The organism is Micromonospora sp. 050-3, assembly GCF_046549335.1.
In the GTDB taxonomy this organism is placed as follows: domain Bacteria; phylum Actinomycetota; class Actinomycetes; order Mycobacteriales; family Micromonosporaceae; genus Micromonospora; species Micromonospora trifolii.
Genome location: NZ_JAJPVX010000001.1, coordinates 2227160 through 2239028, shown reverse-complemented (window position 1 = coordinate 2239028; position 11869 = coordinate 2227160). Strand labels below are relative to the sequence as shown.

Annotated in this window: 10 protein-coding genes and 1 pseudogene; 4 read left to right on the top strand and 7 right to left on the bottom strand. The window is 75.0% G+C overall.

The features are described 5' to 3' along the window. Positions 1-24: 24 nt before the first annotated feature. Positions 25-674 (top strand): annotated as a pseudogene (locus ACLJOK_RS10055) (LysE family translocator). A 9-nt stretch (positions 675-683) separates the two neighbouring features. Here the strand turns inward: ACLJOK_RS10055 and ACLJOK_RS10050 are convergent. The 3 genes from ACLJOK_RS10050 to ACLJOK_RS10040 are packed head-to-tail and all read right to left on the bottom strand — an operon-like array spanning position 684 to position 3548. Then, the gene (locus ACLJOK_RS10050; protein WP_410817828.1) at positions 684-1508 is read right to left on the bottom strand and encodes an SDR family NAD(P)-dependent oxidoreductase; all 825 of its coding nucleotides are present in this window, start codon (positions 1506-1508) and stop codon (positions 684-686) included. Further along, on the bottom strand, positions 1505-2845 hold the full coding sequence (locus tag ACLJOK_RS10045) for a flavin-containing monooxygenase (RefSeq protein WP_410817826.1): 1341 nt from the start codon (positions 2843-2845) through the stop codon (positions 1505-1507). Before ACLJOK_RS10045 ends, ACLJOK_RS10050 begins: the two co-directional genes overlap by 4 nt. A 55-nt stretch (positions 2846-2900) precedes the next feature. Continuing rightward, a complete protein-coding gene (locus ACLJOK_RS10040) occupies positions 2901-3548 on the bottom strand; it encodes a TetR/AcrR family transcriptional regulator (RefSeq protein ID WP_410817824.1) in 648 nt (215 codons plus the stop codon). A gap of 57 nt (positions 3549-3605) precedes the next feature. Here ACLJOK_RS10040 and ACLJOK_RS10035 point away from each other — a divergent pair, with 57 nt between their 5' ends. The 3 genes from ACLJOK_RS10035 to ACLJOK_RS10025 all read left to right on the top strand — a co-directional run bounded on the left by ACLJOK_RS10035 (position 3606) and on the right by ACLJOK_RS10025 (position 6718). Next, a complete protein-coding gene (locus tag ACLJOK_RS10035; protein WP_410817823.1) occupies positions 3606-4964 on the top strand; it encodes an MFS transporter in 1359 nt (452 codons plus the stop codon). A gap of 26 nt (positions 4965-4990) precedes the next feature. Continuing rightward, complete coding sequence (locus ACLJOK_RS10030; RefSeq protein WP_410817821.1) at positions 4991-6145, top strand: hypothetical protein; 1155 nt, start codon at positions 4991-4993, stop codon at positions 6143-6145. Between the two features lie 231 nt (positions 6146-6376). Continuing rightward, positions 6377-6718 (top strand): RNA polymerase-binding protein RbpA, encoded by a 342-nt coding sequence (locus tag ACLJOK_RS10025; protein ID WP_030489777.1) that lies wholly within the window; start codon positions 6377-6379, stop codon positions 6716-6718. 86 nt (positions 6719-6804) lie between these two features. On the opposite strand, the gene ACLJOK_RS10020 is transcribed toward ACLJOK_RS10025, so the two are convergent. From ACLJOK_RS10020 to ACLJOK_RS10005, 4 genes are all read right to left on the bottom strand, one after another. Further along, on the bottom strand, positions 6805-7335 hold the full coding sequence (locus ACLJOK_RS10020) for an FxsA family protein (protein WP_410817819.1): 531 nt from the start codon (positions 7333-7335) through the stop codon (positions 6805-6807). Positions 7336-7403: 68 nt separating this feature from the next. Next, the gene (locus tag ACLJOK_RS10015) at positions 7404-8213 is read right to left on the bottom strand and encodes a polyprenol monophosphomannose synthase (protein ID WP_354942705.1); all 810 of its coding nucleotides are present in this window, start codon (positions 8211-8213) and stop codon (positions 7404-7406) included. 34 nt (positions 8214-8247) lie between these two features. Then, positions 8248-9954 (bottom strand): apolipoprotein N-acyltransferase, encoded by a 1707-nt coding sequence (lnt, locus tag ACLJOK_RS10010; RefSeq protein WP_410817817.1) that lies wholly within the window; start codon positions 9952-9954, stop codon positions 8248-8250. Between the two features lie 480 nt (positions 9955-10434). Beyond that, complete coding sequence (locus tag ACLJOK_RS10005; protein WP_410817816.1) at positions 10435-11772, bottom strand: glutamate mutase L; 1338 nt, start codon at positions 11770-11772, stop codon at positions 10435-10437. Between the last annotated feature and the right edge of the window lie 97 nt (positions 11773-11869).

Sequence of the window (11869 nt, the reverse complement as noted above, 5' to 3'; positions counted from 1 at the left end):
GGACTACCGAACGGGGGAAGCGTCGTGGTGAGTACTGGCGCACTGCTGGGCATCACGTTGGTGGCGTTGGGGCTGGTGCTCACGCCCGGCCCGAACATGGTCTACCTGGTGTCGCGCTCGGTGGCGCAGGGCCGCCGGGCCGGGCTGGTCTCACTGCTCGGGGTGGCCGCGGGCTTCGGCGTCTACCTGGCGGCGGCGGTCGCCGGCCTGGCCACCGTCTTCGTCCTGGTGCGACGCTGTACGCGGTGGTGAAGCTGGCCGGCGCCGGCTACCTGCTCTGGCTGGCCTGGCGGACGCTGCGTCCGGGTGGGCACTCGCCGTTCCGGCCCGCGCCGCTGCCGCCGGACCCGCCCCGACGGCTGTTCACCATGGGCATGGTCACCAACCTGCTGAACCCGAAGATCGCGATCCTGTACGTGTCGCTGCTACCGCAGTTCATCGATCCGACGCGGGGGCACCTGGCCACGCAGAGCCTGCTGCTCGGTCTGACCCAGATCGCCGTGGCCCTGAGCGTGAACGCGCTGATCGTGCTCAGCGCCGGCGCGCTGGCGGGGTTCTTCGCCCGCCGGCCGGTGTGGCTGCGGGTGCAGCGGTGGGTGACCGGTACCGCGCTCGCGGCGCTGGCCGTGCGCATCGCCGCCGACCGCTCGCGCGCGGCCGTCGCCACGCCCTGACCCGGGCGGTCAGCGTCCGCGGTGGCGGTCGAGCATCCCGGCGGCCAGCGGCGCGGCGTCCAGGTCACCGGCGGCGAGCCGGGCGGCGAGGGTACGGCGTACCAGCCGGTCGGCCAGCGCGGGCGCGTGCCGGCCGACGGCCATCTCCCACCGGCCGCGTGCCGTGGTGGCCACATCGCGGGGCGCCCGCCGGGCGGTGGCGGTCCGCAGGATCGCCGCGACCACCCCTTCGACGGGCTCGGGGCGGGACACCCCCCGCAGGGACAGCCCGGCCTCGGCGGTGCTGTCGTGGATCGGTGAGGCGACCATGCTGGGGTAGACGACGCTCACCCCGACGTGCGTGCCCACCTCGTGGCGCAGCGCGTCGGCGTAGGCGACCAGGGCCCGCTTGCTCACCCCGTACGCGGCGGCGAGCGGGAGGGGCAGGACCGCCATCCGGCTGGCCACGAAGATCACCCGTCCGCGTGCGCTGAGCAGCGAGGGCAGCGCGGCGGCGGTGGTACGCCAGGCCGCGAGCAGGTTGACCTCCAGTTGCCGGCGGACCACCTCGTCGGGCGGCAACTCGGCCGGCGCGGGACCACCGACCCCGGCGTTGTTGATCAGCAGGTCGAGCCCGCCGAGCCGGTCGACGGCGGCCCGCACCGCCGCCGGCACGGCGTCCGGGTCGGTCAGGTCGCAGCCCAGCACCGGCACGTCGTCGTCAGGACGGGCGTGCAGGTCGAGCCCTACCACCCGGGCGCCGGCCGCACCCAGCGCGGCCCCGAGGTGCCGGCCGAAGGTGCCGCTCGCCCCGGTGACCAGCACCCGCCGACCGGCCAGGGACCGACCGCTCACCGGGGTGCCCCCACCGAGGACCCCGTGCCGGAGCCGGCGCGGCGCATCCCGGCGGTCAACTCCCGGGCCAGCTCGGCCAGGTAGACGTCGAAGTCCACCCGCATCGCCGGCCGGCGCTGACCCCAGCGGGCGGTCGCAGCCCGCAGTTCGGCCCGGCAGACGGCGCGCTGCCGGTCCGGGTCCGGCAGCGCGTACCGGCCGGCGAGGTGCGCCGCGATCAGCTTGGCCTGCGCCTCGACGAGGGGAAACGCGGAACCGGTGGACTGCATCAACCCGACGAAGCTCAGCCCGGGGGCGTCGGGATGGAACACGTGCCGGTACAACGGCAGGGTGTCGGCGCCTCCGGCGAGCAGCGCCGGGTCGAGGAACGGGACGTCCACCCGGTAGCCGGTGCACCAGATGATCAGATCGACGCTGTCGCTGCGGCCGTCGGTGAACTCCACCCGGTCACCGTCGAGGGCGGCGACGCCGGGTCGGGCCTCGACGTCACCGTGGGTCAGCCGCGACAGCAACCCGTCGGAGAGCGTCGGATGGTCCTGGAGGAAGCCGTGCGTCGGTGCGGGCAGCCCATAGCGGTCGGGGTTGCCGACGGTGGCGCTGAGCATCGTCTGGCTGATGCGTTGGCGCAGACGCCACGGCAGCCGGCGGGCCAACGCCCCGTTGAGGGTGTCCGAGGGGCGTCCCAGCAGGTACTTCGGCACCACCCAGACGCCCCGGCGCAGCGACAGCAGGGTGCGGGTGGCGGCGTACGACGCGTCGACGGCGATGTCCATCGCGGAGTTGCCGCCGCCGACGACCAGGACGCGCCTGCCGGCCAACTGCTCCGGGCCCCGGTAGTCGTGGCTGTGGATCTGCTCGGCGGTGCAGGCGCCGGGGTAGCCGGGATCGGGCAGCCGGGGCACCCGGTTGTGCCCGTTGGCGACGACCACGGCGTCGACGGTGACCTCGACCGGGCCGCTCGGGCCGCTGGCGGCCACCGTCCAGGTGCCGCCCGGATGCTGGGTGACCCGCTCGACGGTGTGGCCCAGCCGGATGGTGTCGGCCAGCCCGAAGCGCTCGGCGTAGTCGGCGAGGTAACCGGCGACACGACGGTGGTCGGGGTAGTCGGGCCAGTCGCTCGGCATCGGGTGGTCGGCGAACTGGGTGCGACCACGGCTGGTGTTGAGGTGCAGCGTGCGGTACGCGGGCGAGTCGGGTGCCCCGTACACCCAGAGGCCACCGACCTGCTCGGCGGCCTCGAAGCCCACAGTGGGCACGTCGGCGTCGCGTAGTGCCTTGACCGCGGCGAGCCCGGCGGCGCCGGCCCCGATCACCGCCACCCGCTGTGGTACGCCCATTGCCGCCCCCATTAATCCAACGTCCGATGGATAATCGTCGCGCGGCGGCGGCCCGTCAAGTGCTCGGTGATCCGTACAGCCCGTCGAGCAGGCGATGCACGAACGCCCGGAACTCGCGCCGCTCCCGAGCGCCGGGCGCGCCCGCGGCCAGCGCCACCACGTGCCCGTGCGTCGCCCACACCAGACTCCGCACCGTGATGTGCGGGGTCGGCTCGGCGAGGACGCCGGTCGCCGCGGCGGCGGTGAGCAACTCCGCGACCAGCCGGTACAACGGGTCGGCGTAGCGCTGGTCCAGCTCGGCGTGCCGCTGTGGCTCCAACCAGCGGCGAAGCCACAGGGAGGTGGTCTCGGGGCGGTCCTCCAGGAAGTCGACGAAGACGTCGACCAGCTCGTGCAGGGCCCGTCGTGCCGCGTCCGGACCGTCGTCGAGAGCGGCGCGGGCCTGCTCGGCGGCCTCGGTCAGCACGTCCCGTTCGGCGGCGAACACCCGGGCGAAGCACGCGTCGTAGAGCGCTGCCTTCGTACCCGTGTGGTGCGCGACAGTGGCGACGTCGACCCCGGCGGCGGCGGCGACCTCCCGCAGCCCGACGGCGTCGAAGCCCCGCTCGGCGAAGAGCGCGGTCGCCGCGGTGAGCACCACCTCGCGGGTCGGCCGGGTCTCGTCGCGGCGGGGCCGACCCGGGCGGCGGCGGGGCATGGTCATGGCCGCCATTCTGCCCCTAGAATCCAGCAACCGTTGGATTGCGGAGAGGATGCGGCGATGACCGGGCTGGACCGGCGGCCCGCGGCCGCCACCGACGCGACGCTGCCGCGCGGCCCCCTGGCGGGCTTCGCTGCCGGCTCGCTCGGCATGGGTGTCTGGGTGACAGTGCCCGGCCTGCTGCTGCTCTACTTCCTCACCGACGTGCTGGCCGTCGGGCCGTGGCTGGCCGGCCTGGCGCTGCTGCTGCCGAAGATCGCCGACGTGCTGCTGCACCCGTGGGTGGGGCACCGCGCCGACGTCGAGCAGACCCGACGCGGCGACCGTCGTCGCCTGCTGCTGCTCGGCTGCGCCCTGCCTGTCGCGTTCGCCGCGCTCTTCGCGGTGCCCGGCGGCCTGACCGGCGCGGCGGCCGCGGCGTGGGTGGCGGTGTTCTTCATCGCCGGCAACCTGCTCTTCGCCGCCTACCAGGTCCCCTACCTGTCCACCCCGGCCGACCTGCGCATCGGCTACCACGAACGCACCCGGCTGATGGCGTTCCGGATGGTGGTGCTGACCCTCGGCATCCTGGTCTCCGGGCTGCTGGCCCCGCTGCTCACCGGCGGCGACGCCGCGACGCGGGGCGGCTACCAGCGGATGGGCGTGGTCCTGGCCGTGGGGATGCTGGTGGCCATGCTGGTCGGTGTCGCCGGCATCGCCCGGCTGCGCGGGTCCGCGCCGGCCAGTACCACGTCCGGGCACGGCGGGTGGCGGGCGTTGCGCACGGCGCTGCGCGACAGGCAGTTCCGGTGGCTGGTCGCCGCGTACCTGGCGATGTCCACCACCACCCACCTGGTGCTCGCCGGGGTGCCCTACTACGCCGAGTACGAGCTGCGCGCCCCCGGCCTGACCACGGTGCTGGTGGCCGCGTTCGTGGCGCCGGCGCTGCTGGTCACCCCGGCCTGGCTGGTGGTGGCCCGACGCGTCGGCAAGCAACGGGCGCTGCTCGGCGCGCAGGGCGCGTTCGCGATCGGCTCCCTGGTGCTGGCGGTGGGCCGACCGGCCGGCCTGCCGGTGCTGGTCGCCGCGGTGGCGGTGCTCGGGGTGGCGTTCGCCGGCATGCAACTGTTGCCGTTCTCGATGCTGCCCGACGTGATCCGCGCCGCCAGCAACGCCAGCGCCACCGGGGCCGGCACCTACACCGGGGTGTGGACGGCCACCGAGGCCACCGGCGCGGCCCTGGGCCCGTACGCGTACGCGCTGTGCCTGACCGTGGGTGGTTTCGTGGCCTCGACGGCCGGTGAGTCGCCGGTGCAGCCGGACGCCGCGCTCGCGGCGGTCCGCTACGGCTTCGGGTTGCTGCCGGCGGTGGCGATGCTCGCGGCGCTGCTGCTGCAACGCCGCTACACCCTCGACGCGACGGCCCGGGCGACGAGCTGACCGGCCGGCACTAGACTTCGCCCTCGATGGACGCCCAGCCCGACACCACCGAGACCCGCCCCTGTGCCCACTGTGGAGCGCCGGTGCCGCAACGGGTCGGCGCCGGCCGACCGTTTCGCTACTGCCGCGACAACGACGGCGCCTGCCAGCGCGCCTCCCGCAACAGCCGGATGCGGCACCGCAACGCCCCCGGTCTGCCCGGGCAGGTGGCCCGCACCTGGGAGGCGGTGGACCGTCTCGACCAGATCGTCGAGACGTTGACCGAGTCGCTGCACGCCGAGTTGTCCCCGGTGGGTGTGCAGCGGCAGGTCGCGCAGGTCCGCGCGGAGGCCGCCACCGAGGTCGCGGCGGCGCAGACCGAACGCGACGAGGCCCGCGACGACGCCGAGACCGCGGCGGCCGACGCGGCGCGCGCCCGCGAGCAGGCCCGCGACGCCCGGGCCGAAGCCGACGACGCCCGCCAGCGCGCCGAGCTGGCGCAGCGGCAGGCCACCGCCGCCGACGAACGGGCCCAGCACGCCGAGGCCGCCCGCGACAAGGCGCGCCACGACGCCAGCGCCGCCGAGGCGCTGCGCGCCCAGGCCGAGCGCGACCGCGACCAGGCCCGCACCGAGGCGCGGGACCTGCGCACCGAGCGCGACGCCGAACGGCAGCGGGTGGCCGACCTGAGCGTGGAACGTGACGCGCTGCGCGCCGAGTCCGAACGGGCCAGCCGGGCCGCCGCCGAGGCGACCGAACGGGCCGGGCGGTGGCAGGCCGAGGTGCAGGACGTCCGGCGTCAGATTGAGCAGTCCCGCGCCGACGCGGCGCGGACCCGCGCCGAGGCCGCCGACGCCGCCCGGGCGCGCGAGCAGGCCGACCGGGCCCGCGACCGCGCCGAGGTCGCCGCCCGGCAGGCCGACGACGCCCGGCAGGAAGCCGCGGAGCTGGCCGCGCGGCTGCGCGCGGAGGTGGCGGCCCTGGCCGCCCAGCGCGACACGCTCACCGCCGACCTGACCGTGGCCCGGCAGGCCGCGGCGACCGCCGAGGGTCACCGCAGCACCCTGACGGTACGACTCGACGCCGCCGAGACCGACCGGGACCTGGCTCAGCGGCGGGTGGCGCAGCTCGGCGACCAGGTCAGTGACCTGGCGTTGGCGCTGGCCCGCCTCGGCGCCGCCACTCCCGGCGACGCCACCTGATGATCGCGGCGCAACCTTCGGTAGGCTCGGGCGGTTAACCACCCCGGTGGCGGCGGACACACACCGTTGTCCCGACCCGCCTGGGGATCACCTCACCGGGTGACCGTCCCGGCCGGTTACCCTTGGTCCCGGCCCACCCGTGGACGCCTCACGCCCTCGGGCGGGAATGGCTCGACGGGGACGCACCGTTACACCCAGAAGACCAGCACCACGAACGAGGGGAAGTCGATCATGGGCGAGCGTATGCTGCGCGGAAGCCGCCTTGGCGCGGTGAGCTATGAATCCGACCGCAACACGGAGCTCGCGCCGCGTCAGACCCGCGAGTACCTCTGCGCCAAGGGCCACCAGTTCGAGGTGCCGTTCGCCGTCGACGCCGAGGTCCCGATGACCTGGGAATGCAAGTTCGACGGCAGCGTCGCCCGACTCGTCGACGGCAACGAGCCGGAGCAGAAGAAGGCCAAGCCGCCGCGTACTCACTGGGACATGCTTCTGGAGCGGCGTTCCATCGCCGAGCTGGAGGACATCCTGGAGGAGCGCCTGCAGGAGGTTCGGACCCGCCGCGGCCGCGCCTGAGCCGCACGACGCGCACGACGACGGCGCCCCCGGGGTTTTTCCCGGGGGCGCCGTCGTGTCTGTCTGTGCCCGGTGGTGGCCCGGTCTCAGTGCCGGCCGGGTTCGACGATTTCGCCCTCGATGGCGCGACCGCCGTCGACCACCACCGGCTGTTGCGGCTGTGGAGTCGGTTGCGGGGTCGGTTGCGGCGCACCTTGGCGCACCCGCACCGTGCGGGGCCCGAACAGGTCACCGGCGACCATCGACGACACCCGCCTCTCGGTGGCGCGGCGCACCCCGGCGCGGGCCAGTCGACGCGCCGGCGGCACCAGCAGCAGCAACCCGACCAGCCCGCTGACCAGGCCGGGCACCGCCAGCAACAGCGCGCCGGCCAACCCGACGAGCCCGTCGGTCACCTGCCCACCCGGGGGCTGCCCGGCAGCCGCGGCGGCGCGGAAACCACGCCAGGCGCGCATCCCCTCGCGGCGCAGCAGCACCAACCCCAGCAGGGACGCGGCGAACACCAGCAACACCGCCGCGCCGAACCCCAGCGCCCGTCCCACGCCGACGAACACCGCCAGCTCCAGCACCACCGCCAGCAACAGGGCCAACGGTACGAACCTCAGTCCTCGGCGCATCTCACCTCATCGCCATTCCTGCGGACACCACGGACGTGTTCCGCTCATCCAGCATGACACGGCCGCGCTCACGGCCACCGTGCCTGACCGGTGGCGGTGCCGTGCAGTCCCCGGCGTACCGCCTGGCGCCGGTCACGCACCCCCCAGGCGGTGATCCGCCACAGCGCCTCGGCCACGATCTTCGGGCTCATCTTGCTGTCGCCGCGCTCCCGCTCGGCGAAGGTGATCGGCACCTCCACGATCCGCACACCCGCCCGGTGCGCCAGCCGCGACAGCTCCACCTGGAACGAGTAGCCCTGCGAGGTCACCGAATCCAGGTCGATGGCGTCCAACGCGCTGATCCGGTACACCCGGTACCCGCCGGTGGCGTCCGAGACGGGCATGCCCAGCGCCAGGCGCGCGTACAGGTTGCCGCCCCGCGACAGCAACAGCCGCCGCAGCGGCCAGTTGAGCACCCGCGCGCCGCTGGTCCACCGCGACCCGATCACCACGTCGGCGTCACGGGCGGCGTCCAGCAGCGCCGGCAGGTCCTCCGGGGCGTGCGAGCCGTCCGCGTCCATCTCCACGACCGCCTGGTAGCCCCGCTCGCGTGCCCACCCGAAACCGGCCAGGTACGCCGCACCGAGGCCCTGCTTGCCCTGGCGGTGCAGCACCTGCACGTGCGCGTCACCGTCGGCGAGGGCGTCGGCGATCGCGCCGGTGCCGTCGGGGCTGTTGTCGTCGGCGATGAGGATCTGCACCGCCGGGGCGGCGCGCCGAACCCGGCCCACGATCACGGCGATGTTGTCGGCCTCGTTGTAGGTGGGGATCACCACCAGCACCCGGCCCACCCCGGGCACCTCGTCCGCGCGTCGGATCGTATCGGTCGCCTGGATCACGGTTCCTCCGCTCCCGCCGGCGTACCGGCTGTTGCTATCCGGGCCTGACCCGCTGCCGCCGGCGCAGCACCGCCGCGCCGACCAGGGCCGCCACGGCCAGCGCGGCGAGCGCCACCTCGGGCCACCAGCCGAGGCGGGTGGCGAGGGTGCGTCCGTCGTCGAGCCGCAACTGCCGCACCACGACCTCCCGGGTGTTGAACCCGGTGGCATCGCTTACCCGCCCGTCGGGTGCGACGAACCCGGACACCCCGACCGTGGAGGCCATCAACGCCGGTCGCCCGTGCTCCACCGCCCGCAGCCGCACCATGGCCATCTGCTGGCGGGCCTCCGCCACGTTGAAGGTGGCGTTGTTGGTCTGCACCACCAGCAGTTGCGCGCCGCCGGTGACGGTGTCGCGGACCACCTCGTCGTAGGCGACCTCGAAGCAGATCACGTCACCGAGCACGGCGGGGCCGGCGCGTACCACGCCCGGGGTGCTTCCGGGCACGAAGTCGTTGCGGATCAGGTCGACCTGCTTGCTGACCATCCGGGCCACGTCGCGCAGCGGCACGTACTCGGCGAACGGCACCGGATGGCGTTTCGTGTACAGCTGGTCGAGGTCCGCGCCGGTGCCGGGGCGCCACAGGATGCCCGCGTTGCGGACCTGCCCGGCGCCGGGGCCCAGCAGCACCGCGCCGACCAGGATCGGCGCGCCGATGGTGTCGGCGGCCTGGGAGATCCGCGCACCGGCGGTGGGGTTGCGCAAGGGGTCGATGTCGCTGGAGTTCTCCGGCCACACCACCAGGTCGGGTCGCCGCTGCTGCCCGGCGGCGACCCGCCCGGCCAGCTCGAGGGTGGCGTCGACGTGGTTGTTGAGCACCGCCTGCCGTTGGGCGTTGAAGTCCAGGCCCAGCCGCGGCACGTTGCCCTGCACGATCGCCACGGTGACGCCTGCGCCGGACCCTGCGGCGGCGACCGGCACCAGCAGACCCCCGGCGGTCAGCGCGACGGCCACGACGGCCGGTACGAGCACCGGCGTCCACCGTCGTGCCCCGGTCGCCCCGGCGTGTGACGGGCCGTCCAGAGGGCCGTCAGCGCCCGGCACGGCGCCACTGGGCGCCGTGGTGGTGGGCGGGGGTGCGTGGCGCTGGGCGGTGACCCAGCCCCGCCAGACGGCGGTGACCAGCAACCCGCCGATGAGGGCCACGGCGAAGGTGACCAGCGGGGCGCCGCCCAGCACGGCCAGGCGCAGCAGCGGCGAGGTGTCCTGGCTGAACGCCAGCCGCCCCCACGGGAACCCGCCGAACGGGGTGCGGTCGCGCAGCGCTTCCTGCCCGACCCAGAGCAGCCCGGTCAGCGCCGGCCACGTCCAGCGGGCGCGGTCGACCAGCGGTGACACCCAGGCGGTGGCCGCGCCCAGCAGCGCCAGGTAGCCGGCCTGCAGCAGCGACAGCAGCACCCACGGCAGGTAGCCGGTATGCAGGTTCGTCCAGGCCAGCAGCGGGGCGAAGAACGCCACCCCGGTCAGGAAGCCCAGGCCGGCGCCGGCGCGCAACCGCCGCCGGTGCGCGGCGGCGGCCAACAACGCCACCCCGACCGGTGCGAGCGGCCACACCCCGTACGGGGGGAACGCCACCAGCAGGGCCAACCCGGCGGCCACGGCCAGGGGTACGGCGACCCGCAGCGGCAGCGGCCGACCGGGAACGACCGGCCGGGGCAGCGCCGCCGGGGTCTGCGTCTCATCCCGGTCCAGGGTCGTCACCGCTTCACCTCGATCACGGGGCGAAGGTTACCTGGCTGGCGTGTGTACCGGCCGCGTCGGGCCGTCGGGGCAGGAACCACCCGGTGGACATGAAATCGGGGCGCGGCTCGCGCCGCGCCCCGATGCTCCCAGGCCCTTCCCGGCCGGTGTGGCGAGGATGGGGCACGACGACCTTCGGACCGACCGGACGTGGACTGGCTGCCCCCGCCGGGCCGTTGTCTACTGGCCGTGCACCTCACCCTGCCCGTACACCGGTAACCGCGGCCGGTTCGCGCCGCCCCGCCGACCCCCGCCCGCTGGACCTGGCCGCCGCGACGATGACGCTCAAACATGTCGCTCGGCCAGCGGACGAAGGGACGAAGCGAACAACAGCCGCTTCCCGTGGTAGGACTCAAAGACGGTACGTGCCGACCCCCGTCGGTTGTCAACCCACGGCCGGCCTGTCGTGTGTTGCGACACGGCGTGTCGGGTCGGCGAGTCTCAATGCGTACGCAAATGGTGACGCAGCAGCGCCTGCGCGGTGCCTCGGTGCTCCTCGGCGAGCAGCCCTCCGGCGGCCAACACGTAGTCGACGTCGACCACCGCGGCGGCGGCACGCGGCAGCGCCCACCCGCCGGCGTGGTCGGCCAGGACCGCCGTCAGCACCTGCCCGGCCGTGCCGGTCGGCGCGTGCCGCAGCACCCCACCGGAGCCCACCAGCAGCCGCACGTCGCGCAGGTCCCGCCCGGAGCGCTCACCGGTGGCGGATCCCCGGGCGTGCCGGCGCAGCGCCACCGTCGCGGCGAGGGTGGCGATGCGCCGGTCCACGGCCCGCTCGACGTCGTCGACGGCCAGGAAAGCCGGGTCGGCCGCCCGGCGGGCCGCGGCGGCGGTCAGGTCGTCGGCCTCGCCGGCGTCGAGCAGCCGCTCCTCGGCGGCGGCCCGCACCACCCCCGGGGCGCTCCACCGCATGCCCAGATCGCCCTCCACGGTGCGGGCCCGCCACAGGCTGCCGGCGACCTCCCGGCCCGGCCCGGTGGCCCGCTCGTCGGGGGTGAGCACCGAGTACACGTCGGTGGTGGCCCCACCCACGTCGACCACGGCGAGGTCACCACCGAGGGTGTCGGCGAGCACCTCCACACCGGTGAGCACCGCGTCGGGGGTGGCCGCCCGCACCAGCCGCGCGAACCGGGCGCCCCTCGACAGTCGTTTACCACCGATGACGTGGCGCAGGAACACCGCGCGGATCGCCGCCCGCGCCGACGCCGGGGCGAGCACCCCGATGCGCGGCAGGACGTTGTCGGCGTCGGTGACCGGCACTCCGGCGTCGCGCAGCAGCCCGGTCAGTTGCTCGCGCACGTCGGCGTTGCCCGCGTACACCACGGGTCGGCGCCACCGGGCCCGGGCCAGGCGGGTGGCGTTGTGGGTGATCGTGTCGGCGTCGCCGCCGTCGGTGCCGCCCACGAGCAGCACCACGTCCGGGCGGGCCGCCCGCAACGCCGTCAGGTCGGCGGCGCCGAGCCGACCGGCCGCGACGTGCACCACGTGCGCGCCGGCGGACAACCCGACCCGCCGGCCGGCCTGCGCGGTGACCAGCGGCTCGTAGCCGATCACGGCCAGGCGCAGCCCACCACCGGCCGACGAGCACACGTACCAGGGCACGTCGCCGACCCCGAGCCCGGCGGTGGCCGCCGCGACGGCGGCGTCCAGGCCGTGCAGCACGTCGGTGCCCACAGTGGTGGGCGCGGCCGCCGCGCCGACGAGCACACCGGCGGCCAGGTCCACCACCGCCACCTTCGTGTACGTGGAACCGACGTCGGCGCAGACCGCCAGGGTCACGAGTTTCCCTGTTCGCGACTGCGGGGCTCGCAACCCCGGCTCACTCCTCGCGACTCACTGTGGTTTCCCTGTTCGCGACTGCGGGGCTCGCAACCCC